Annotated in this window: 14 protein-coding genes and 1 riboswitch; of the genes, 8 read left to right on the plus strand and 6 right to left on the minus strand. The window is 66.1% G+C overall.

Translation table 11 applies throughout. The features are described 5' to 3' along the window. Positions 1 to 44: 44 nt before the first annotated feature. Positions 45 to 142, minus strand: a riboswitch (TPP riboswitch). Positions 143 to 572: 430 nt separating this feature from the next. Further along, on the plus strand, positions 573 to 3344 hold the full coding sequence (locus ACCQ04_RS16400; protein WP_226427576.1) for a TonB-dependent receptor: 2772 nt from the start codon (positions 573 to 575) through the stop codon (positions 3342 to 3344). Positions 3345 to 3648: 304 nt separating this feature from the next. Then, complete coding sequence (locus tag ACCQ04_RS16405; RefSeq protein WP_065032821.1) at positions 3649 to 5622, plus strand: prolyl oligopeptidase family serine peptidase; 1974 nt, start codon at positions 3649 to 3651, stop codon at positions 5620 to 5622. Positions 5623 to 5631: 9 nt separating this feature from the next. Here ACCQ04_RS16405 and ACCQ04_RS16410 read toward each other — a convergent pair whose 3' ends face one another. Together ACCQ04_RS16410 and ggt are read right to left on the minus strand one after the other, a co-directional pair. Then, positions 5632 to 7470 carry a methyl-accepting chemotaxis protein gene (locus ACCQ04_RS16410; protein WP_226427417.1) on the minus strand — a complete coding sequence of 613 codons (1839 nt, stop codon included), beginning with the start codon at positions 7468 to 7470 and terminating at the stop codon, positions 5632 to 5634. A 79-nt stretch (positions 7471 to 7549) separates the two neighbouring features. Then, positions 7550 to 9259 (minus strand): gamma-glutamyltransferase, encoded by a 1710-nt coding sequence (gene ggt, locus ACCQ04_RS16415; RefSeq protein WP_226427418.1) that lies wholly within the window; start codon positions 9257 to 9259, stop codon positions 7550 to 7552. A 642-nt stretch (positions 9260 to 9901) separates the two neighbouring features. Between ggt and ilvC the strand changes: the two genes are divergently transcribed. From ilvC to ACCQ04_RS16440, 5 genes are all read left to right on the plus strand, one after another. Further along, a complete protein-coding gene (ilvC, locus tag ACCQ04_RS16420) occupies positions 9902 to 10903 on the plus strand; it encodes a ketol-acid reductoisomerase (protein WP_024940100.1) in 1002 nt (333 codons plus the stop codon). 42 nt (positions 10904 to 10945) lie between these two features. Then, complete coding sequence (ilvG, locus tag ACCQ04_RS16425) at positions 10946 to 12667, plus strand: acetolactate synthase 2 catalytic subunit (protein WP_016902671.1); 1722 nt, start codon at positions 10946 to 10948, stop codon at positions 12665 to 12667. Continuing rightward, positions 12651 to 12908, plus strand: coding sequence for an ACT domain-containing protein (locus ACCQ04_RS16430; RefSeq protein ID WP_024940102.1), 258 nt, complete (start codon positions 12651 to 12653; stop codon positions 12906 to 12908). The genes ilvG and ACCQ04_RS16430 overlap by 17 nt, the downstream gene beginning before the upstream one ends. A gap of 123 nt (positions 12909 to 13031) precedes the next feature. Then, positions 13032 to 14102, plus strand: coding sequence for a threonine dehydratase (locus tag ACCQ04_RS16435; protein ID WP_024940103.1), 1071 nt, complete (start codon positions 13032 to 13034; stop codon positions 14100 to 14102). Further along, complete coding sequence (locus ACCQ04_RS16440) at positions 14099 to 15661, plus strand: 2-isopropylmalate synthase (protein WP_024940104.1); 1563 nt, start codon at positions 14099 to 14101, stop codon at positions 15659 to 15661. The genes ACCQ04_RS16435 and ACCQ04_RS16440 overlap by 4 nt, the downstream gene beginning before the upstream one ends. A 717-nt stretch (positions 15662 to 16378) precedes the next feature. Here the strand turns inward: ACCQ04_RS16440 and leuB are convergent. The 3 genes from leuB to leuC form a co-directional block, all read right to left on the minus strand. Next, positions 16379 to 17452: a 3-isopropylmalate dehydrogenase gene (leuB, locus tag ACCQ04_RS16445; protein WP_047127201.1), complete on the minus strand. Its 1074-nt coding sequence runs from the start codon at positions 17450 to 17452 to the stop codon at positions 16379 to 16381. A gap of 94 nt (positions 17453 to 17546) precedes the next feature. Beyond that, a complete protein-coding gene (gene leuD / locus ACCQ04_RS16450; RefSeq protein WP_024938988.1) occupies positions 17547 to 18194 on the minus strand; it encodes a 3-isopropylmalate dehydratase small subunit in 648 nt (215 codons plus the stop codon). Between the two features lie 67 nt (positions 18195 to 18261). Beyond that, a complete protein-coding gene (gene leuC, locus ACCQ04_RS16455) occupies positions 18262 to 19710 on the minus strand; it encodes a 3-isopropylmalate dehydratase large subunit (RefSeq protein ID WP_226427419.1) in 1449 nt (482 codons plus the stop codon). A gap of 120 nt (positions 19711 to 19830) precedes the next feature. Here leuC and ACCQ04_RS16460 point away from each other — a divergent pair, with 120 nt between their 5' ends. Next, positions 19831 to 20715 carry a LysR family transcriptional regulator gene (locus ACCQ04_RS16460; RefSeq protein WP_039525576.1) on the plus strand — a complete coding sequence of 295 codons (885 nt, stop codon included), beginning with the start codon at positions 19831 to 19833 and terminating at the stop codon, positions 20713 to 20715. A gap of 36 nt (positions 20716 to 20751) precedes the next feature. Here the strand turns inward: ACCQ04_RS16460 and ACCQ04_RS16465 are convergent, their stop codons facing one another. After that, entirely contained in the window at positions 20752 to 23799 is a 3048-nt protein-coding gene (locus tag ACCQ04_RS16465) for a diguanylate cyclase (protein WP_255618565.1), read from the minus strand. Positions 23800 to 23938 lie beyond the last annotated feature (139 nt).

Here is a 23938-nt window from a genome sequence, read left to right on the forward strand (position 1 = left end):
AAGCGGCGGCGCTCAATGGCGATGCGCCCGTACAGGCACGGACCATCGCATCTAACGAAGCTTCCCTACGCCGGTATCAGCCGGATCAGGTTCGAAGGGACTATCTCAACCGCAGCGTACTGCGGTACCCCCACTTCGGCGGCGATTAAACCACATCGCACCCTGCGCGGCTGAAAAAATATCGCGGGGCGTCGGCAACGCGCTTCGCACCGAGTGCGCCAGCGGCGCATGCCGTTCTGGGCAGCGAACGCTGCCCACCTGGCAGAGCGTGCAGCAGTAGCCTCGCCTTCCACAGCGACATATGTCTCCGCCTGCCACCGCAGGTCGGCGGTGCACATGCACGGCCTCGCCACGGCATTGCATGGCGCACCCGCGCACTGTGCGCGGCGCAGCGCGACAAGGCGCCGATTGGCGAAAAACGGTGGCGACACCCGCTCGTTAAATTCCCGCTAAGCCTGCGTGTCGTGTCGATGAAGACGTACACGCAGGTGCCATCCAACGGGGATCGCGCTGTCGTTCCTCCTCTACCGGGAATCGCCGTACACATGACTATGTCCACGCTCCACCCGACCCTGCGTCGGGGCTCGCTCGCGATCGCCATCGGCCTGTGCATCACCACCAGTGCCGTTGCCCAGGAACAGACCGACAAGAGTCCGACCAATCTGGACAAGATCGAAGTCACCGGCTCGCGCATCCGCTCTGTCGACGTGGAAAATTCGCAACCGGTGCTGGTGCTCACGCGCCAGGACATCGAAAAGCAGGGCCTGACCTCGGTGGCCGACGTGCTCAAGCGCATCCCCTCCAATGGCGCAACGATGAACTCCACCGTCAACAACGGCGGCGACGGCTCGGCCACCGTGAGCCTGCGCAACCTGGGTGCCTCGCGCACCTTGGTCCTGGTCAACGGACGGCGCTGGGTGTCGGGCCTGTCCGGCTCGGTGGATCTCAACACCATTCCGTCGGCCATCGTGGAGCGGGTGGAAGTGCTCAAGGACGGCGCCTCGTCGATCTATGGCTCCGATGCCATCGCCGGTGTGGTCAACATCATCACCCGCAGCGATTTCGATGGTGCCGAAGTCAATGCCTACGTCGGCCAGTACGGCCAGGGCGACGGTCAGCGCACCTCGTTCGATGCCACCGTGGGCGCCACCAGCGAGCGCGGCAATCTGGTGATCGGGCTGTCCAGCGTCAAGGAAGATGCGGTGATGGCAGGCGACCGCGAGATCTCGGCCGAGCCGGTGTATGGCGCAGGGTCGTCGGCCTACAGCAGCTACTCGGCAAGTGGCCGTCTGCGGGCAGGTGGCAACAGCGGTGCCTGGACCGTGTTGCCCGGCAGCGCAACCGCCAGCGGCGACAGCAATTATCCGCGCTACGGTCTGGACCAGTACACCGCCTTCAATACCTCCGACTACGGCTACAACTACGCCAAGGACAATTACCTGGTCACGCCGCAGAAGCGCGATGCCTTGTACGTGCAGGGCAACTACGCACTTACCGACAACGTGCGCTTCAAGTTCGATGGGCTCTATAACCGCCGCCAATCGTCACAGCAGCTGGCCGGCTTTCCGCTGGCCTCGGTCAACACAGGCATCCTGATGAGCGGCGACAGCTACTACAACCCGTACAACAGCGCCTACGGCGGCGACGGACGCGATGTGGGCTGGTCGCATCGGTTGACCGAATTCGCGCGCACCTACCAGCAGGACGTCAAGACCTCGCACGTGTATACCGGGCTGGAGGGCGACTTCCAGTTTGCGGACAGGCAGTTCAGTTGGGACGTGGGCTTTGCGCACAATCAGACCGACCAGACCGAAACCCAGTACGGCGACGTCAACCTGCTCAACCTGAGCAACGCGCTCGGCGCATCCGCCATCGTCAATGGCACCCTGTCGTGCCTGGACAGCGGCGGCGCAGTCATTGCCGGCTGCGTGCCATTCAACCCACTGTCGCCGGCCGGTGGCGTGACTCAGGAGATGCTGGACTACATCCTGTTCACCGCGCACAACACCTATCAGTACAAGAACAGCAGTTTCACCGCCAACCTCACCGGCGATCTGTTCGAGCTTCCCGCCGGCTGGATGAGCTTTGCCGCCGGCGTCGAGCATCGCGAGGAAAGCGGCTTCTCCTCGCCGGATGCGTTGATTTCGGCCGGTTACACCTCGGGCAATTCGTTTACGCCCACCTCCGGCTCGTACACGCTCAACGACTACTACACCGAAGTGGCGATTCCGCTGCTGAAGGATGTGGCCGGTGCGCAATTGCTGGAACTGAGCGCAGCCGTGCGTTACTCGGACTACAACACCTTCGGCAGCACCACCAACAGCAAATTCGGTTTCAAGTGGAAACCGGTCGCAGACCTGTTGATCCGTGGCAACTACGCTACCGGCTTCCGCGCGCCATCGATCGAAAACCTGTACCTGGGCGCATCGGACAGCTTCGATACCTATTCCGATCCCTGCTCGACCAACAGCACCTCCTACACCGGCGCGATTGCCGCCGCGTGCGCGGCCGGCGGCGTACCGGCCAATTACGTGGCCGAGTACAACAGCGCCAGCGGCAACTCCGGCCAGACCATCTATCCGTTCACCTACACCAGCAACGCCAACCTGCAGCCGGAAAAGTCCAAGAACGCCACGCTCGGTTTCGTCTACAGCCCCGCCTCGGTGCAAGGCCTGGATGTGTCGCTGGACTGGTGGAAGATCAGGATCACCGACGCCATCACCGAATTCAGCGCCAACCAGATCCTGTCGCAGTGTTATCAGTTCAATGTCTCGGCGTTCTGCGACCTGGTCACCCGCGATGCCACCGGCGCCATCACCGGCCTGGTGATCCAGCCGGTGAACGTCGGCGAGCAACGCATGCAGGGCTACGATTTCACCGCGCGCTACAAGCTGCCGCAGACCGCGATCGGCCAGTTCATGCTGACGCTGGATTCGACCTACGTGGCCGTCAACGAGCAGAAGCAGGACGACAATGCGGCCTGGGAAAGCTACAACGGCATCTACCACACCGATAACCCGAACTGGCGCACGCGCGGCACGCTCACCCTGGACTGGAGCTACGGCAACCTGGCCGCCAACTGGGCCGTGCGTTACTACTCGGGCATGAAGGACTACGACTCGGAGCTGGACGACACCGGCAACTATCGCCACGTCGCGGCGACTGCGTTCAACGACATGCAGGTGTCTTACCAATTGCCGTGGAATGCGACTGTGCGCGTGGGTTTGAACAACGTCTTCGACCGCGACCCGCCGGTGGCGCTCAGCGCCTCTGCCAACTCGTTCGATTCGGCCTATGCCATCCCGGGACGCTACAGCTACCTGCAGTACACCCAGCGCTTCTGATCGCGCGCCCTTGGGCCGCCGGGCCCGCTGGCTGGATACGCCGGTTGTCACAACGGCCTCCCTCGGGAGGTCGTTGTGCATGTGCCAGGGCTGACACGCAGGCGGCCGCCTGGCACGCAGCACGCCAGCGGCGCCATGCAGGGACATTTCCACGGCACATCCCCCCGCTAGCCTGCAGTCACTACAACAAGAAACCCGCTCTCTCTCCCTGCCGCCGATCTTCGGCGGCTTTTTTTTTGGACCTACTTGCCACAGCCGTCGCCGGTTCGTTATCGTTCTGTGAAACAGGGGATGGACAACGCAGATGCAGGGGATGCACCGGTTTGGCTGGGCGGCAGTGCTGCTGACGGGAATATTTTCAGGGACCGCGCAGGCCGCCTCTGCGCCGCCTGTCGAGGCATTCGTCGAATCCGGTCCGATCACCTCGCCGGCGATGTCACCCGATGGAAAGCATCTGGCGGTCAGCGCGGATCTGGGCGATGGCAACTACGCGCTGGTGGTCTACCGCATCGCCGGCATGCAATCCACCACGATGCTGCGCTTGCCGCGCTATGAATTGCCGGTGCGCATTGCCTGGGTCAGCGACCGGCGGCTGGTGATCGGCAAGGGGCGCAAACTCGGCTCGCTGGAAGAACCCGTGCCGATGGGCGAGATCATCGCCACCGATCTGGATGGCAGCAATCAGCGCTATGTGTACGGCTACCTGCAAAGCACGCGCAATGCGGGCCTGGAGCGCGGATTCGGCTATATCGAGGGCCTGCCGAGTCGCCGCAACGGGCACTTCTACATGCGGCGTCTGTCGTTGGACTCGCGCCATTCGATGCTCTACGACGTCGACGCCAACACCACCACCCATCGGCTGATGGCCGACATCGACGTCCCCGATCTGCGGTTCGTGCTCGACCACGATGGCGTGGCGCACTACGCGTACGGCACCGACGACAACGATAACCCGTTGCTGTTCCGCCGCTCGGGCAATGGCTGGTCGCCAATGACCCAGGTCCAGGCCAGCTGGCGACCGATCGCATTCGCGCGGCAGCCGGGCCGCCTCTATGGCTGGTACAGCGACGCGGGTGGCCCTGCAGTCCTGGTGGCCACCGATCCCGATGGCCAGCAGCGCAGCGTGCTTGCGTCGGACCCGTTCTACAGCGTGGATGACCTGCAGTGGGGTTCGGCGCCGCAAACGCCGTTTGCTGCACGGCTGGGGCCAGGGCGGCCGACACTGCGCTATTTCGAGCAGGACACCGCCGAAGCGCAACTGCACCGGAGCCTGAGCCAGACCCTGGCCGGCCAGTACGTGGACTTCATCAATTTCACCGAGGACGGCAATGGCCTGCTGCTGAGGGCCTACAGCGACCGCGATGCCGGAGCCTGGTACATCTTCGACCGGCCGAGCAATACGCTCAAACTCGTCATCAAGGCACGCAATGCATTGCAGGCGGCGCAAATGAGCGAGCGGCGCATGGTGACCTTTCAAGCCAGCGACGGCTTGACCCTGGACGGCGTGCTCACCGTTCCCGGCAACGCCGCAAATGGGGTGCGCCTGCCGATGATCCTGCTGCCGCACGGCGGCCCGCATGCCGATGGCGATGGCTGGGCCTTCGATACCGACGCCCAGTTCCTGGCCAGCCGCGGGTATCTGGTGCTGCAGGTCAACTATCGCGGCGGCCTGGGTCGTGGCAACCGGTTCGAGCGCGCCGGATATCGCCAGTGGGGCGAACGCATCCAGGACGATCTGATCGACGGCGTACGCTGGGCGGTGGGCCAGGGACTGGCCGATCAGACGCGCATCTGCAGCTACGGCGCCAGTTTCGGCGCGTATGCCGCCATGATGGTGCAGGTCAAGGCGCCGGAGTTGTTCCGCTGCGCGGTCGGCGTGGCCGGCATCTACGATCTGCAGATGATGTACAGCAAGGGCGACATCAATCGCAGCGAGTACGGCCTGAATTATCTGGAGCGCGCCATCGGCCGTGATGCCGCCGAACTGGCCGCACACTCCCCGGTGATGTTGGCCGAGCGCATCAAGGTGCCGGTGCTGCTCGTGCACGGCGAAGAGGACGAACGCGCCCCGTTTGCGCAGGCCAAGAGCCTGCGCGCGGCATTGACGCGCAGCGGCAACGCGCCGCAGTGGATGGCCGTTGCCAAGGAAGGCCACGGTTTCTACAAGGAAGCCAATCAGGTCACCTTCTACCGCACGCTCGAACGCTTTCTTGCCGAGCAGTTGGGTGACACCACCACAGCGACGACGTCCAGTGCCGTATCCGCCGCGCCGCAGTGACCACGCAAGCTAGTCCAGCGTATAGCCCACCCGCAAACCACCCCAGTGCTTGCGGCCGACGTAGATCGGGGCCGACAGGTCGAACATGATCTGGCCGGTGTCGCGGCGGTAGACCTGCAGGCGATACGGGTCGGTGTGCGCGCCCACGCTGCGGCCGACGCGGTCGGTGAACTTGCGCTTGGTGCGGTTGCCGACCAGATCGCGCTTGGGATCGCCGGTCAGCGGCTGGGTGAAGCGCAGATTATGCGTGGGCACATAGCCGTCGGGATTGGCGCAGATGGCAAACACGATCCACGGATGCGCATCCAGCAGCGGCTCCTGCAAGGCCGGCAACACCTCGTCGCAAAGCGCATCGAAGTCGGTGCTGAACTTGGCCGGCTCCACGCCGGCAATCGGCGTGTAGGTGCGGGCGAACAGCGCCGCTTCGTCGATCTGGCCGCGTGCGATGGCCTGCGCCAGGGCAGTGCCGATACGAGCGGCGGTCGCCACGGCGAGTTCCTTGACGCGCGCGTGCCGGGGCACTGTCAGCGGGTCGGCCGGCAGACGGAACAGGCCCACGCAATCGCGCAGCGTTTCGGTACCGCGCTCCAGCGCCTCGCTGCGTTCGGCCACGTGCGCGGCATGCTGCAGGTTGCTGCGACCCAGCGCCACCACGCCATCGACGGCACGTTCGATGCCGCGAATCTCGCCGTCCTGCGCCTGGATCCGCCCGGCCACCGTGGTCATCGCGCTGCTGGCCTGGCCGAGCACGCGGGTGATGCCGTCGAGTACCGCTTCGGTGCCGCGCGCGGAGGCCGCACCCTCGCCCACCGCGGCGCTGGTTTCGGCCAGGATCGCGCGCACGTCGCGCGCTGCCGCTGCCGCCCGTTCGGCCAGGCGGCGGATCTCGGTGGCGACCACCGCGAACCCGCGCCCCGCATCGCCGGCATGCGCGGCTTCGATGCCGGCGTTGATCGACAGGATATTGGTCTGGAACGCCACCGAGTCGATGACTTCGATGACCTCGCCGGCACGCGCGGCGCGACGTTCCACTTCGTGCATGGCCTGGCCCAGCGCATGTGCGGCGGCGACGCCCTGACGTGCGCTGTCGTCGGCACTGGCGGCCAGCGCAATCACCTGCGTCAGATCGGCGTTGACGTCCTGCAGGCTCGAAGAGAGCCGCTGCACCGCCGTGCGGGCGCCATCCAGTGCATCGGCCTGCGCCTGCGACTGACGCACCATGCCGTCGTTTTCGGCCACCAGCGGCGGCACTTCGGCGGCGATCTGCACCGACAACGCCACGGCCTGGCGGATCGCTTCGGCCAGATTGCCGAAGCCGGCCTGCAGCCGGCGCCCCATGTCGGTCTCCGCCAGGCCGGGCGGCAGCAGCAGTTCCAGCTCGCAACCGGCCAACGCGTTGGCGGTGCGCTCCAGCACGGTGCGGTCTTCGTGTTCGGCCTGCAGGCGCGCCACCAGCGGCTGCAGCAGCGGCGAGATCGGCACCGGTCGGCTGTCGTCGGCCAGACGGGTGGCTTCGCGCAGCAGGATCGCGGTTTCCACATGCGGCAACGACAGCATCCAGCCACCGTGCTCGCGGTCGCGCACATAGCGCACGCGCCGGGCCGGGTCGTCGCCCGGGGCCGCCCAGACGCCGTCTTCGCCGACCAGATCGGCTGCGCACAATCCCCACAACACCGACGCCGGCGCGAACTGCAGCTCGCCGGCGGTCTTGCCCAGGACGTCCAGGCCTGCGCGGTTGCAGGCCACCACGCAGGCCTCGGCCGATAGCCGCAACAGCGCGACCGGTGCATCGGGGAGCAGCGCCGCATGCGTTTGCGACGGCGGATCGGGCTGTTGCATCGAGCTCATGGGCTTTCCTAATCCATCACCATCATTAGCGGCGCACTGCGGTTGCAATTGAGCGGCGCCACGCACCGCAAGCGCCCGCTCAGTAGCCGGCGGCCTGCCCGTCCTTGCGGCTTTCCGAAGCGCCGTAATACACCCCGCTGGCCGGGTCGCGCGCGATCGCCTGGTACCCGCCATACGGGCCATCGGCAAAGATCACCCGGTGGCCTTTGCGCATCAGCGCGCGAATGGTGTCATAGGAGAAGCCGGTTTCCAGGTTGACCTCGCCGCCGTCGCTCATCGCGGTGGCCTGGCCGGTCGGCTCGGTGGAGCCTTCATGCTGGATGCGCGGCGCGTCACCGGCCTCCTGCAGATTCATATGGAAGTCCACCAGGTTCATCACGATCTGCACGTGCCCCTGCGGCTGCATCGCCCCGCCCATCACCCCGAAGCTCAGCCACGGCTTGCCGTCCTTGGTGACGAAGGCGGGAATGATGGTCTGGAACGGCCGCTTGCCCGGCGCGTAGCCGTTGGGGTGATCCTTTTTCAGCACGAACATCTCGCCGCGGTCCTGCAGGATGAAGCCCAGCCCGGGCGGGGCCATGCCGCTGCCCATGCCGCGGTAATTGGACTGGATCAGCGACACCATCATGCCGTCGGCATCGGCCACGGTCATGTAGATGGTGTCGCCTTCTTCCAGCTGCCTGGGCGTGCCCGGCTGCACTTCCTTGAGCGCCTTGTCAATGGAGATCAGCGCGCGACGCTGCGCGGCGTAGTCCTTGGAAATCAGCCTGGCCAGCGGCGCCGGCTGGAACGCCGGGTCGGCATAGAAGCGCGCGCGGTCGGCGAAGGCCAGCTTCTTGGCTTCGGTGAACAGGTGCACATGCTCGGCCGAGCCATACGGGATCTTGGAGAAATCGTAGCCTTCCAGGATATTGAGCATCTGCAGCGCGGCGATGCCCTGGCTGTTGGGCGGCAACTCCCAGACGTCATAACCACGGTAGTTGGTGGACACCGGCTCCACCCACTCGCCGGTGTGGCTGGCCAGATCCTCGTAACTCAGGTAGCCGCCATTGGCCTTGAAATAGGCGCCGATGGTGCGGGCGATGTCGCCCTTGTAGAACGCATCGCGGCCACCGTCGGCGATCTGCTGCAAGGTGTTGGCCAGGTTCGGGTTCTTCCACAGCTCGCCCTTGCGCGGAGCATGGCCGTCGATGGTGAACTGCTCCTTGAAGCCGGGGTACTGCGACAGCCGCGGCACCGAGCGGTCCCAGTAGTAGGCGATGGTCTCGGCCACCGGATGGCCCTCACGGGCGTAGCGGATCGCCGGGGCCAGGTTCTGCGCCATCGGCTTGCGCCCGAAGCGCTCGTGCAGCGCGAACCAGCCATCCACCGCGCCCGGCACCGAGACCGGCAACGGGCCGGTCGGCGGTATGTCCTTCAGCCCACGGCGCTGGAACTCGGCCAGGGTCAGCGACCTGGGCGAGCGGCCCGAGCCGTTGTAGCCGTAGAGCTTGCTGGTCTTGGGGTCCCAGACGATCGCAAACAGATCCCCGCCGACGCCGTTGCCGGTGGGCTCCATCAGGCCCAGCGCGGCATTGGCGGCAATCGCCGCGTCCACCGCCGAGCCGCCGTCCTTCATCACATCCAGCGCGATCTGGGTGGCCAACGGCTGCGAGGTTGCCGCCATCGCATGCGGGGCGATGACTTCCGAGCGGGTGGCGAACGGCTGCCCGGTGATCCGGTCGGCAGCAGTGAGGGGCGGCGCGAGCAGCGCCAAGGCAGACATCAACAACACAGGTACGCGACGCATGACAGAAGATCCCCGGACACCACAGATAAGTGGCCAACCATACCAGCGGGTCGGGCCGCCTCGCTCGACAAGCGCTGCCTGTCAGCACAAATACCGCGCATTTAGTGACTCGCATCGCCCGTCACCACCCTGCAACGATGCGGTTTCAACAGCAACCATGCTGCTGCCACGCGGTTTCGCGCGGCACACCGCCGATTGATGCGGCCGTTTCATGCGCAAGGGTTGACACCCCACCTGCAGCGATGGTTATCTCAGCCACATGTCGCACCGCCACACCACCTCGAACGCCCCAGTGTCCGCGCCCATCGGCGCGTCGGCAGCGTCGCTTCTCGTGCTCGTACTTATTACCTCGCCAACCGGTGCGGGACGGGACTTCGTGTAGGCAACAGACACACAAGGCTTCGATCAGACCCCGCACCGGCAACGGCGCGGGGTTTCGCGTTTCAGGGACCACCAAAAGTTTCGAATGACATGAACGACATCACCGACATCGCCACCAGCTGCCCTACCCGCGCCGACCACTGCGCTGGTGCAGTGCCTGCATGGCCGGTGCCGTCGTCCATCCCCGCTTTGCTCGGCCGGCCAGCCCCTGACGCTGCCTGCTGATCCTTTTCCCACTGCCAACCCCGCAAGGACTACTCCATGAGCAACGACACCCAACCGAAAATCGCGATCATCGGCTACGGCAGCCAGGGCCGCGCGCATGCGCTGAACCTGCGCGATTCCGGCTTCGACGTCACCGTCGGCCTGCGTGCCGGTGGCCCGACCGAATCCAAGGCCCAGGCCGACGGCTTCACCGTGGTGGCGCCGGCCGAGGCGGTCAAGAGTGCCGACCTGGTCGCGATCCTGACCCCGGACATGGTGCAGAAGAAGCTCTACGAAGAGGTCATCGCCCCGAACATGAAGCAAGGCGCCTGCCTGCTGTTCGCGCATGGCTTGAACGTGCATTTCGACATGATCACCCCGCGCGCCGATCTGGACGTGGTGCTGGTCGCGCCGAAGGGTCCGGGCGCACTGGTGCGTCGCGAATATGAGATCGGCCGCGGCGTGCCGTGCATCTATGCGGTCTACCAGGACACCAGCGGCAAGGCCGAGCAGTTCGCGCTGACCTATGCCGGCGGCCTGGGCGGCGCGCGCGCCAACATCATCAAGACCACTTTCAAAGAAGAGACCGAAACCGATCTGTTCGGCGAGCAGGCCGTGCTGTGCGGTGGCGCCTCGTCGCTGGTGCAGGCCGGGTTCGAAGTACTGGTGGAAGCCGGCTACCAACCGGAGATCGCGTACTACGAAGTGCTGCACGAACTGAAGTTGATCGTGGACCTGTTTTACGAAGGCGGCATCACCCGCATGCTGGAATTCGTATCCGAAACCGCGCAATACGGCGATTATGTCAGCGGCCCGCGCGTGATCGACGCCAGCACCAAGGCGCGCATGAAGGACGTGCTGACCGATATCCAGAACGGCACCTTCACCAAGAACTGGGTGGCCGAATACGAAGCCGGCCTGCCGAACTACACCAAGTTCAAGCAGGCCGATCTGGAGCACCCGATCGAGGAAGTGGGCAAGAAGCTGCGCGCCAAGATGGTGTGGCTCAACGGTCAGCAGCAGGCCGCCGCCGCCCCTGCGAATCAACAAGCGGCGTAATGCCGCCGCACCCCCACCGCTAACACCGAAGGTCCGCAACGCATGAACACCTCCGCACACAGCACGCCCCGCAACGGCGCGCGCTGGCTGACGCAGGCCCTGGAAGCCGAAGGCGTGGAAACGCTGTTCGGTTATCCGGGCGGCACCATCATGCCGTTCTACGACGCCCTGGTGGATTCCAGGCTCAAGCACATCCTGGTCCGTCACGAACAGGGCGCCGCCCTCGCCGCCAACGGCTACGCCCGTGCCAGCGGCCGGGTCGGCGTGTGCGTGGCCACCTCCGGCCCGGGCGCGTCCAATCTGGTCACCGGCATCGCCGATGCGATGCTCGATTCGGTCCCGATGGTGTGCCTGACCGGCCAGGTCGCCACGCCCCTGCTGGGCACCGATGCGTTCCAGGAACTGGACGTGTTCGGCATGACCATGCCGATCGTCAAGCACAGCTTTCTGGTGCGGCGTGTGGAGGATCTCCCGGAGATGGTGCGCGAAGCGTTCCGCATTGCGCGCGAGGGACGCCCCGGGCCGGTGCTGATCGACCTGCCCAAGGACGTGCAGATCGCCGATGCCTCGCATCTGCCCGATCATGTGCCGGCGGCAGTGTTGCCGCCTCCGGCCCCGGAAGATGCGAAATTGGCCGAAGCGCTGGCGGCCATCGCCAGCGCCGAACGCCCGGTGGTGTACGGCGGTGGCGGCATCGCCCTGGCCGGTGCGGTGGAGGCGTTTCGGCGCTTTGTCGAAGCCACCGGCATTCCCACCGCGCTGACCTTGCGCGGCCTGGGCGCGCTGCCGCATGCGCATCCGGATTATCTGGGCATGCTGGGCATGCACGGCACCCGCGCGGCCAATATGGCGATCCAGGAATGCGATCTGTTGGTGGTGGTCGGCGCACGCTTCGACGACCGTGCCACCGGCAAGTTGAGCGAGTTCGCACCATTCGCACGCGTCATCCATCTGGATGCCGATGCGTATGAAATCTCCAAGCTGCGTACGGCCGACATCGCCGTGCCCGGCGATGTGGCGGTCAGTCTGAAGGCATTGAGCGCAGCACGTGGCAATTGCCAGGCATGGCGTACGCGCTGCTTTGCCAACCGCGAAAAATTCGGCGCGCGTTACGACGCGCCCGGCACCGATATCTACGCGCCGGCGCTGCTCAAGCGCCTGAGCGAAGTGGCCCCGGCCGACACCATCATCGCGTGCGACGTGGGTCAGCATCAGATGTGGGTGGCCCAGCATTGCCGCTTCAACGATCCGCGCAATCACCTCACCAGCGGTGCGCTCGGCACGATGGGCTTCGGCCTGCCGGCGGCGATGGGCGCGCAGTTCGCCTGCCCCGACCGCACCGTGGTGCTGGTCTCCGGCGACGGCAGTTTCATGATGAACGTGCAGGAGCTGGTGACGATCGCGCGCTGCAAGCTGCCGGTGAAGATCGTGCTGCTGGACAACAGCTCGCTGGGCATGGTGCGGCAATGGCAGGAACTGTTCTTTGCCGAGCGTTACAGCGAAATCGATCTGTCCGACAACCCGGATTTTGCCGCCCTGGCGCAGGTCTTCGGCATCCCGGCCAAGCGCATCATCGCGCGCGGCGATGTCGATGCCGCACTGGCCGAACTGCTGGCGCAACCCGGCCCCGGCCTGCTGCATGTGGCCATCGACGCGCGTGCCAACGTATGGCCGCTGGTGCCGCCCAACAACGCCAACAGCACCATGCTGGACAGCAACCCCGCACACGCGGCCAAGGAGACATCGCATGCGTTACCGGCTTGACCTGGTGCTGAAGCCGGCCGAAGGCGCATTGGTGCGCGTGCTCGGCATGACCGAGCGACGCGGCTTCCGCCCCTGCGCCATCCAGGGCGCCAGCGCCCCGGACGATGCCGGCCGCTGGCATCTGCAACTGGACGTGGACAGCACCCGCCCGCCGGAGACGCTGCGCCTGCAGCTGGAGAAGGTGTACGACTGCGAGTCGGTGACGATCACCGCGCTGGACTCGGTCGAGGTCGCGGCGTGAACGCCCGGACCTCGCGCGAGCATGAAACCGCTGTCCGGAGGTGTCTTCTCCCGGATCGGCCGCGCGCGTGCCGCAATGCCTGATTCCGGCCGCCCCTCCCTGCAGGAGCCAGACGTAGGCGACGTGGCGGTCAGCGTGGCCGACGTCCTGGCCGCGCAGGCCCGCCTGCGCAAGTATCTGTCACCCACGCCACTGCATTACGCCGAGCGCTTCGGTGTGTGGTTGAAGCTGGAAAATCTGCAGCGCACCGGCTCCTACAAGGTGCGCGGTGCATTGAATGCCTTGCTGGCGGGGCTGGAACGCGGCGACGAGCGCCCAGTGATCTGCGCCTCGGCCGGCAATCATGCGCAAGGCGTAGCGTGGTCGGCGTACCGGCTGGGCGTGCAGGCCATCACGGTGATGCCCTACGGCGCGCCGCAGACCAAGATCGCCGGCGTCGCGCACTGGGGCGCCACCGTCCGCCAGCATGGCAACAGCTACGACGAGGCGTTTGCGTTCGCGCGCGAGCTGGCCGACCAGAACGGCTACCGTTTTCTGTCCGCCTTCGACGACCCGGATGTGATCGCAGGGCAAGGCACGGTCGGCATCGAACTGGCCGCGCATGCGCCGGACGTGGTGATCGTGCCGATCGGCGGCGGCGGGCTGGCCTCCGGGGTGGCGCTGGCGCTGAAATCGCAAGGCGTGCGCATCGTCGGCGCGCAGGTGGAAGGTGTCGACTCGATGGCGCGCGCCGTACGTGGCGATCTGCGTGAAATCGCTCCGGTCCCCACCCTGGCCGACGGCGTGAAGGTCAAGATTCCCGGCTTTCTGACCCGCCGCCTGTGCGCGAGCCTGCTCGACGATGTGGTGATCGTGCGCGAGGCCGAATTACGCGAAACGCTGGTGCGCCTGGCCCTGGAAGAACACGTCATCGCCGAGGGCGCTGGCGCGCTGGCCTTGGCCGCCGGTCGCCGCGTTTCAGGGAAACGCAAGTGTGCGGTGGTCTCTGGCGGTAATATCGACGCAACTGTTCTGGCCACACTCTTGTCCGAGGTGCGGCCGCGGCCGCCACGCAAGCCGCGTCGTCGCAACACCGAGCGACTTCGCAACGAACGCAGCGCCAAGTCACTTCCCGAAACACCCGTTCTTTCCCGCCCATCCGCAGTCGCTCCAACGCCTGTCACCGCCATCGCCGTAGAGGAGTCTTCCTGGTGAACACGACCGTATCCAACCAGACCCCGCGTATCCGAATTTTCGACACCACCCTGCGCGACGGCGAGCAATCCCCCGGCTGCAGCATGACGCCCCAGCAAAAGCTGGTGATGGCGCGCGCGCTGGACGAACTCGGCGTGGACATCATCGAAACCGGTTTCCCGGCCAGTTCGCATTCGGACCGCGAGGCGGTCGCGATGATCGGCCGCGAGCTGCGTCGCCCCACGCTGGCGGTGCTGTCGCGCTGCCTGCAGGCCGACATCGAGACCTCCGCGCGTGCACTGGAGGCGGCCGCCAATCCGCGCCTGCATGTCTTCCTGTCCACCAGCCCGCTGCACCGCGAGCACAAGCTGCGCATGAGCCGCGAGCAGGTGCTGGAGTCGGTGCACAAGCATGTGACGCTGGCGCGCGGCTATATCGACGACATCGAGTTCTCCGCCGAAGACGCCACCCGCACCGAAGAAGATTTCCTGGCCGAGGTGGCGCGCGTAGCGATCGCTGCCGGTGCCACCACGATCAATCTGCCGGACACGGTAGGCTTTACCACGCCGGAAGAAATCCGCGGCATGTTCTCGCGCCTGATCGCCAGCGTGGAAGGTGCCGACACCGTGATCTTCAGCGCGCACTGCCACAACGATCTGGGCCTGGCAGTGGCCAACTCGCTGGCGGCGATCGAAGGCGGCGCACGGCAGGTCGAGTGCACCATCAACGGCATCGGCGAGCGCGCCGGCAACTGCGCGCTGGAAGAAATCACCATGGCACTGAAGGTGCGCGGTGCGTTCTACAACATCGATACCGACATCAACACCCCACGCATCGTCTCCACCTCGCAGTTGCTGCAGCGCCTGGTCGGCATGCCGGTGCAGCGCAACAAGGCAGTGGTCGGCGGCAATGCGTTCGCGCACGAATCGGGCATCCACCAGCACGGCATGCTGCGCCATCGCGGCACCTACGAAATCATGCGTCCGGAAGACGTGGGCTGGGAGTCCTCGCAGATGGTGCTGGGCCGCCACAGCGGCCGCGCGGCGGTGGAGCAGCGCCTGCGTGCCTTGGGGTACCTGCTGGAGGAAGAAGAGGTCAAGCTGGTCTTCGAGCAGTTCAAGGCATTGTGCGAAAAGCAGCGTGTGGTCACCGACGCGGACCTGCAGGCCTTGATGCAGGACGCCACCGTGCAGGAAGGCTATCGCCTGGCGTCGATGACCATCAGCGATGTCGGCAGCCGCGCCAATGCGCTGGTGGAGCTGTCCGACCCGGAAGGCAATCGCGTGGCCGAAACCGCGCAGGGCAATGGTCCGGTGGATGCGCTCTTCGGCGCACTGGCCTCGGCCACCGGTGTGAAGCTGGAGCTGGACAGCTATCAGGTGCACAGCGTGGGCATCGGCGCAGATGCACGCGGCGAAGCCAGCCTGAGCGTGCGCCACGACGGCGTGGAGTACGAAGGCACCGGCACCAGCAAGGACATCATCGAAGCCAGCGCCCTGGCGTGGCTGGATGTAGCCAACCGCCTGCTGCGTCAGCGCGAGCGCGGAGTGGTTGCCGGCAAGACGGCTGCGGTGGCGTAACACCGCTCATTCGCTGGACGATGCAAACCTGACGGCCGGCAGTGTGATCTGCTGGCCGTTCTGGTTTTGGTGTTCCAGCTTTCTTGCAAGGGCGTCGATTTGCTGCGGGCGCCTGTGCGCCTACCGTCACTGGATACGGCGCCGCGCCACCGATCTTGGGGGCGGCATCTGCGGGTTCTGTACGAATGCATCGGGTTGCTGCAGGCGCTTGCACGCGTACCGACACAGAACAGCCTCGCACACGAGGTCTGCCGACTTTGCGCGAATGCTTCGGTTTGCTGCGGGCGCTTGCACGCGTGCCGGTGTGGGACACGCCGCAAGTACGTCCGTGTAGGCTCTGGCGCGGCATCCATGCCGCTCAAGGTCCCACGCCGGCACCCGCGCAAGCACCACCAATTGCTATCGGTTACGGAAAGAAATGCAGAGGGCATGCTGGGAGCGTGGTGCCGCGTCCGGGGGCGGGACCGTGTGGCGGCATGGATGCCGCCACCGAGCCTCCAGGGACGGATTGACGGCGCGTCCCGACATCGGATGCGGCGCCGCGCTACCGACCGACCTGCATGCCGACCACTCCTGCGTACACCATCCGCAGGTTCATGCAGATGCTTCGGTTGAATGATGTGGTCACGGATGAGGCAGCCGCCAAACGAAAGTGGCTATCGTCAGAAGAACGATAGCCACCAGGACAGCCACGACGCATCAAGGAAGCGATCGCTGTTACAACGCGGCCACCACTGCATCGCCCATTGCCACCGTGCCAACCTTGGTCGTGCCTTCCGACCAGATGTCGGCAGTGCGTAGGCCTTGGTCGAGCACCTTACCGACTGCTTGCTCGATCGCATCAGCGGCAGCAGATTGCGCAAACGTATAGCGCAACATCATTGCCACCGACAGGATGGTGGCCAGCGGATTGGCGATGCCCTTGCCTGCGATGTCCGGCGCCGAGCCATGGCACGGCTCGTACATGCCCTTGCTGTTGGCATCCAGCGAGGCCGAGGGCAGCATGCCGATCGAGCCGGTGAGCATCGACGCCTGGTCGGACAGGATGTCGCCGAACATGTTGTCGGTCACGATCACGTCGAACTGCTTGGGCGCACGCACCAACTGCATCGCCGCATTGTCCACGTACATGTGCGACAGCGCGATGTCCGGATAGTCCTTGGCCACTTCTTCGACGACGGCACGCCACAGCTGGCTTGATGCCAACACATTGGCCTTGTCCACCGAACACAGCTTCTTGCCACGCAGACGTGCCATCTCGAAACCGGCCTTGGCGATGCGGCGGATCTCGCTTTCGCTGTATGGCAGCGTGTCGTAGGCCTGACGCTCGCCGTTTTCCAGCGTGCGCGTGCCCCGCGGCTGACCGAAATAAATACCGCCGGTGAGCTCGCGCAGGATCAGCAGATCCAGCCCGGACACCACCTCCGGCTTGAGCGTGGAGGCCTCGGCCAGCTGCGGATACAGCAGTGCCGGACGCAGATTGGCGAACAACCCAAGCTGCGAGCGGATCTTGAGCAGGCCCCGCTCCGGGCGCAACGATGGGTCGATGGTGTCCCATTGCGGCCCACCGACCGCGCCCAGCAGCACTGCGTCGGCGGCGCGTGCGCGCTCCAGCGTTTCGTCGGCCAGCGGGCTGCCGTACTTGTCGTAGGCTGCGCCGCCCAGTTCGTCGTACACCAGGCTGAAACCCAAACCATGTTGCGCATCGATGCGCGTCAGCACCTTGACCGCTTCGGCCATGATCTCCGGGCCAATGCCGTCGCCAGGAAGAATCAGAATCTGCTTGCTCATGCAATCCTCGTCAGTTGGCGCCGCAGCGCCTTGGAAATCAACATCGCGCCACACACACCTGGCATGACCGGCTCATCGGTGACCGCCGGCGACCTTACTGCAGCGCGCCGAACAGCCACGGTTGACGCGCGCGATGGCCTTGCTCGAAGCGACCGATCGCATCGGCGTCCTGCAGGGTCAGGCCGATGTCGTCCAGGCCGTTGAGCAGGCAGTGCTTGCGGAATGCATCGATGTCGAAGCCGTATTCCACGCCATCGGGGCGGCGCACGCGCTGTGCGGCCAGATCCACAGTGAGTTGATAGCCCTCGGTGGCCAGGCATTGCTCGAACAGGGCGTCCACTTCCGCTTCGGCCAGCACGATCGGCAGCAGGCCGTTCTTGAAGCTGTTGTTGAAGAAGATGTCGGCAAAGCTGGGCGCGATCACGGCGCGGAAGCCGTATTCGTCCAGCGCCCACGGCGCGTGCTCGCGCGAGGAACCGCAGCCGAAGTTCTCGCGTGCCAGCAACACGCTGGCGCCCTGATAGCGCGGGAAATTGAGCACGAACTCCGGATTGATCGGGCGCTGGCTGTTGTCGCGACCGGGCTCGCCGATGTCCAGATAGCGCCACTCGTCGAACAGGTTCGGCCCGAAGCCGGTGCGCTTGATCGACTTGAGGAATTGCTTGGGAATGATCTGGTCGGTATCGACATTGGCGCGATCCAGCGGCGCCACCAGTCCGGTGTGTTGGGTGAAAGGGGTCATTGAGAGAGGCCGGGATTGGGGATTAGGGATTGGGGATTCGAAAAGGCTGGGGATGGTGGAGCGCTTTTTACGAATCCCGAATCCCTATTCCCGAATCCCCAAGGTCACGCACATCAACAAAATACCCGCTGACCGCCGCCGCTGCGGCCATTGCCGGGCTGACCAGATGGGTGCGGCCGCCGGCGCCCTGGCGGCCTTCGAAATTGCGGTTGGAGGTGGAGGCGCAGTGTTCGCCGCTGCCCAGCTTGTCCGGGTTCATCGCCAGACACATCGAGCAACCCGGCTCGCGCCATTCGAAGCCGGCGTCCAGAAACACCTTGTCCAGGCCTTCGGCCTCGGCCTGCGCTTTGACCAGACCCGAGCCCGGCACTACCAGCGCCTGCTTGATGGTGGAGGCGACCTTGCGGCCCTTCGCAACCGCAGCGGCCGCACGCAGGTCTTCGATGCGGGAGTTGGTGCACGAGCCGATGAACACGCGGTCCAGGCGGATCTCGGTGATCGGCTGGTTTGCGCGCAAGCCCATGTACTTCAGCGCGCGCTCGATCGAATCACGCCGGGTCGGATCCTGTTCGGTTGCCGGGTCGGGCACCTGCTGATCCACCGCCAGCACCATTTCCGGCGAGGTGCCCCAGCTGACCTGCGGCTTGATGTCTTCGGCGCGCAGCTCCACCACCGTGTCGAAGTGCGCGTCGGCATCGGAGACCAGCGTGCGCCACAACGCGACCGCCGCCTCCCAGTCGGCGCCCTTGGGCGCGAACGGGCGACCTTGCACGTAGGCAATGGTCTTTTCGTCCACCGCCACCATGCCCACGCGCGCACCGGCTTCGATGGACATGTTGCAGATGGTCATGCGGCCTTCCATCGACAGCGCGCGGATCGCGCTGCCGGCAAATTCCAGTGCATGGCCGTTGCCGCCGGCGGTGCCGATCCTGCCAATCACCGCCAGTACGATGTCCTTGGCGGTCACGCCGAACGGCAGCGTGCCTTCCACGCGCACCTGCATGTTCTTCATCTTCTTGGCGATCAGGCATTGCGTGGCCAGCACATGCTCGACCTCGGAGGTGCCGATGCCGTGCGCCAGCGCGCCGAACGCGCCATGCGTGGAGGTGTGCGAATCGCCGCAGACCACGGTCATGCCCGGCAGGGTGGCGCCCTGCTCCGGGCCGACCACATGCACGATGCCCTGGCGCGCATCGTTCATCTTGAACTCGAGGATGCCGAAGTCGTCGCAGTTCTCGTCCAGCGTCTGCACCTGCAGCCGCGAGACTTCGTCGGAGATCGACTCCAGCCCGCCCTGGCGCTCGGCACGCGTGGTCGGCACGTTGTGGTCGGGCGTGGCGATGTTGGCGTCGATGCGCCAGGGCTTGCGCCCGGCCAGGCGCAGGCCTTCGAACGCCTGCGGCGAGGTCACTTCATGCAGGATGTGGCGGTCGATGTAGATCAGCGACGAACCATCGTCGCGGCGCGTGACCTCGTGCAGGTCCCACAGCTTGTCGTACAGCGTCTTGGCAGTCATTGCGGCGATCCGGTTGGCGGATGGTGGGAGCACCCACCTGGCTGCGTTCGATGCTAGGAGCTTGCCTTGGATAACGCAAATTCATATTGTTTATTCAACAAATGAAATTTGGGAATAGCAATGGACCTGGCAAGCCTCAGCGCCTTCGTGGCGATCGCCGAGAGCGGCAGCTTTTCGGCAGCCGGCGAGGCCTTGCACCTCACCCAGCCGGCGGTGAGCAAGCGGATCGCCTTGCTGGAAGCACAACTATCGGCGCGGCTGTTCGACCGCCTTGGCCGCCAGGTGGTGCTGACCGAGGCCGGCCAGGCCTTGCTGCCGCGTGCGCAACGCATCCTGGCCGAGCTGCAGGACACCCGCCGCGTGCTGGAGCATCTTGGCGCGGCGGTCGGCGGGCGCCTAAGCCTGGCCACCAGCCATCATGTCGGCCTGCACCGCCTGCCCGCCCTGCTGCGCGGCTTCGCTGCGCAACACCCGCAGGCCGCGCTGGACATCCAGTTTCTGGATTCGGAGCTGGCCTATGCCGCGGTGCTGCGCGGCGAGGTGGAGCTGGCGGTCACCACGCTGGCACCGGATACGCGTGCGCCGCTGCGCGCGCAACCGATCTGGCATGACCGCCTGCAGTTCGTGGTGGCGCCGGATCACCCGCTGGCCGCGTTGCGCGCGGTGTCGCTGGAAGATGTGGTGGCGCATCCAGCGGTGCTGCCGGACCCGGGCACGTTCACCCATCGCATCGTCGCCGGTCTGTTCGCCGAGCGCGCACTGGTGCCGAGCCTGCGCATGACCACCAACTATCTGGAGACGATCAAGATGCTGGTGTCGGTGGGCCTTGCGTGGAGCGTGTTGCCGGAGCGCATGATCGATCATCAGATCGTGGCGCTGCCGCTGCCCGACGTGGCGCTGTCGCGCGAGCTGGGCTGCGTGACCCATGGCGGGCGCACCCTGTCGCGTGCCGCGCAGGCATTTGTCGCGTTGTTGCATGCGCAGGCGGACCAGCTGCAGACGTGAGCGCGGCAGCTCCACGCAGCCGGCAACACAGCAGCCTTATTGATCCACCAACCGATCGCGCCCCAGCCGCTTGGCGTGGTACAGACGGCGGTCTGCCAGCGCCAGCAATTCGCGCCGGCTCGGTGCCTCATCGCTCATCGCCATGCCCATGCTGGCGGTGCAGCGCACCGTCGTGCCCTGCGTCTGGACAGCGATCGCGGCGAGCCGCTGGCGCATGCGTTCGAACAGCGCGCGCGCCTGTGCCGCGTCCACACCCACTGCCGCGAGCAGAAACTCTTCGCCACCGTGGCGCGCGGCAAAGCACTGCGCCCGGTCCTGTTCGCTGAGTGCTTCGCCGATCGCGGACAGCACCGCGTCACCGACCTCGTGGCCGTATTCGTCGTTGATGTGCTTGAAATGGTCGATATCCATCAGCACCAACGCCAACGGGGCGCCACCGGCGTGCGCATCGTCGAACCATTGCTGCAGGACCCTCTCGGCCTCGCGGCGATTCGGCAGGTCGGTCAGCACGTCATGGCTGGCGCGGTATTCGAGCTGGCGCATCAGCGCTTCGCGCTCCTGGCTGGCCTGCTGCAGCGCGAGGTTCTTGTCGCTCAGCTCGCGTGTGCGTGCGTCGATCACCGTATTGAGCTGGCGCTGCCGGCGGCGATAACTGGCGGTACGCCACAGATAAAACCCGTAGATCAGGCTGCCCAGCCCGAGGATGCCCAGGGCGATCACTTCACCACGCCGCCACCACGGCGGCGCCAGGGCGATCACCAGGCTGGACTCGCCCAACAGCGCGGTCTGCCGCCAGTCCACCGGCAGCGACATCGCCTGGACACGGAAGCGGAAACGGCCCGGCGGCAGATTGGTGTAGACCGCCTCGCTGGCGCTGTCGGCGTCCACCCAGTCCGGGTCGAAGCCTTCCAGCCGGTAGCGGTAGCGCACCTTGTCCGGGCCACGGAAATTCAACCCGGCATAGCCGATGGCGATGCGCCGGGTCTCCGCACCGAAGCGATGCAGGCCAGTGAGCGGCTGCACCATGCCGTCGACCAGCAGGCGCTCGAACACGATCGGCACGCGATGGCCTTGCAAGGTACCCACGCGCGCCGGATCGATCACGCCCAGGCCCGCAGCGGTGGGGAACAGCAACTGCCCGGACTGCGTCATCCAGCCGGCCGGCGCGCTGCTGCCGTTGCCCTGATTACCGGGCATGCCGTCGCTACGATCCACCACCTCCACGCTCAACTGCTCGCGCGTCCCGGCATCGAGCTGGTCGAAGTCACTGCGCGCGATGCGGAACACGCCATGGTTGCTCGACAACCAGAAATAACCGCGGCCGTCATCGATCACCCGGAACACCTTGTCGCGCGGCAGCCCGACCCGGTGGTCGTAGACGCGAAAGGTCTCACCACTCAGGCGCAGCAGGCCACGATCGCTGGCGATCCACAGGTCGCCCTTGGCATCGCGCAGAAAGTCGAAGGCGTTCTGCCCGGGAAAATCCTGCTCGCCCAGCCATGCGCGCGTGCTGCCGTTTGCCGACAGCGCGGTCATGCCGCGATCGGTGCCGATCCACACGGTGCCCAGCGTGTCGCGATACAGCACCTGCACCGAGCCATCGGGTACGCCGTCGGCGGCGGTGTAGCGGCGTGCCTTGCCATCGCGCCAGCGCACCAGCCCGGCCGTGGTGCCGATCCATAGCGTCTGGCCATCCGGCAACACCGCGCGCACCGACAGCGACGGCAGGCCGTCGGCCGCACCGATGCGCGCCAGCACGCGACCTTGCGCATCCAGCCGCACCACACCCTGGCTGTAGGTGCCGGCCCAGACGCCGCCATCGCCGGCGTCGGCCAGGGCCAGCACCGACTGCTCCAGCACGCGTCCGCCCTGGTTCGGCACCACCGACACGCGACTGATCTGACGATTGCGCCAGCGGTCCAGGCCCACCGCGCTGCCCACCCACACGGTGCCGTCGCCGGTCTGCAACACCGTGCGCACATAGTCCGAAGCCAGCCCATCCTCGTGGGTGATGCCGTGCGCGGCGCCCTCGGCAATGCGGAACAGGCCGTGCGTGCTGCCGACCCAGATCAGGCCCTCGGCGTCTTCCAGCAGCGCCGGGCTGGCCACTCCTGAAATGGCGATCTGTTCGTCGGGCGCATTCGCGCCGCTGTGGACCACCAGCGTGCCCGACGGCAGGCTCATCCACAGATGTCCGCGCCGGTCCAGCAGCAATGCATCCACGCGCTGGCCCTGGCGGAACCGCTGCAGGCCGCCGCCGCGGCTCCACCACCACACGCCGTCGTCGCCTGCAACGAGCAGGCCGCCCTGACGATCGCTGGCCAGCCGCCGCACCGGTGCGGCGCGCATCCCATGTGCCTTGCCCCAGGCCTCGGCTGCGCTGCCGTCGCGGGGCAGACGATAGAGCCCGACTTCGGTACCCACCCATAAATCGCCACTGCCCTCGGCCGCCAGCGCGGTGATGCGCGCGCGCGGCAGGCCGGCCTGGCGACCGACGTCCACCACCCGCCCATCCGGCTCGATGCGGTACAGCGTCTGCGGCGTGCCGACCCACAGCGCGCCGTCGGCGCGTCGCAGCAGCGCACTGACCGCCAGGTGCCGCGCCGAAGCGTCGCCCAGTTGCTGCCAGTGGCCGTCCTGGTAGTGATAGACGCCATCGAACGCGGTGCCGAACAGCATCCCGCCGGTGCTGTCGCGTATCACCACGAACACGCCCCCCAGCTCGACGCCCGGTGTGTTCTGGCGGTCATACACGGTGAAGTCGCGGCCGTTGAAGCGCGCCACGCCTTCCCAGGTGCCCAGCCAGATCAGGCCGTCGGCGCCCTGCGCCACCGCATGCACCAGATTGTGCGGCAGGCCGTCGTCCATGCTCCAGCGCGTGACGGTGTGATACGCGGTATGGGTCGGCGGCTGGGCGCCGGCCGGCCACACGCCGAGCAGGATGCAGGCCAGCAACGCCCATCGCCACAGCAGCCCGGTCCGCCGCACGCATGTGCTGCGGACGCAGCCTGTATGCGCATGCGCCCCGACCCTGTCCACGCTCTCCCATCCCCTCGTCGTGCCGGCAAAAGAGGCTGCCGACATGCGCCGACAGACCGTTAGTCAATCTATCACCGGGGGTTTTTCGGCGCCCTAGGTGGATTCCCCACAAGGATGGGACGCACCATGACACCGGGAGGCATTCAGTTGAAACAATTATTGGCCATCACCAAGCGGGGGCGCA

Source organism: Xanthomonas sp. NCPPB 2866 (genome assembly GCF_041475745.2).
GTDB classification, from domain to species: Bacteria; Pseudomonadota; Gammaproteobacteria; order Xanthomonadales; family Xanthomonadaceae; genus Xanthomonas; species Xanthomonas arboricola.

Bases quoted from the DNA above. Each gene is read 5' to 3' on its own strand.
- ACCQ04_RS16405 (WP_065032821.1), top strand. From the start codon at position 3,649: ATGCAGGGGATGCACCGGTTTGGCTGGGCGGCAGTGCTGCTGACGGGA.
- ACCQ04_RS16430 (WP_024940102.1), top strand. From the start codon at position 12,651: ATGCGTTACCGGCTTGACCTGGTGCTGAAGCCGGCCGAAGGCGCATTG.
- ACCQ04_RS16460 (WP_039525576.1), top strand. From the start codon at position 19,831: ATGGACCTGGCAAGCCTCAGCGCCTTCGTGGCGATCGCCGAGAGCGGC.
- ggt (WP_226427418.1), bottom strand. From the start codon at position 9,259: ATGCGTCGCGTACCTGTGTTGTTGATGTCTGCCTTGGCGCTGCTCGCG.
- ACCQ04_RS16465 (WP_255618565.1), bottom strand. From the start codon at position 23,799: ATGTCGGCAGCCTCTTTTGCCGGCACGACGAGGGGATGGGAGAGCGTG.
- leuB (WP_047127201.1), bottom strand. From the start codon at position 17,452: ATGAGCAAGCAGATTCTGATTCTTCCTGGCGACGGCATTGGCCCGGAG.
- leuC (WP_226427419.1), bottom strand. From the start codon at position 19,710: ATGACTGCCAAGACGCTGTACGACAAGCTGTGGGACCTGCACGAGGTC.
- ilvG (WP_016902671.1), top strand. From the start codon at position 10,946: ATGAACACCTCCGCACACAGCACGCCCCGCAACGGCGCGCGCTGGCTG.
- leuD (WP_024938988.1), bottom strand. From the start codon at position 18,194: ATGACCCCTTTCACCCAACACACCGGACTGGTGGCGCCGCTGGATCGC.
- ACCQ04_RS16410 (WP_226427417.1), bottom strand. From the start codon at position 7,470: ATGAGCTCGATGCAACAGCCCGATCCGCCGTCGCAAACGCATGCGGCG.
- ilvC (WP_024940100.1), top strand. From the start codon at position 9,902: ATGAGCAACGACACCCAACCGAAAATCGCGATCATCGGCTACGGCAGC.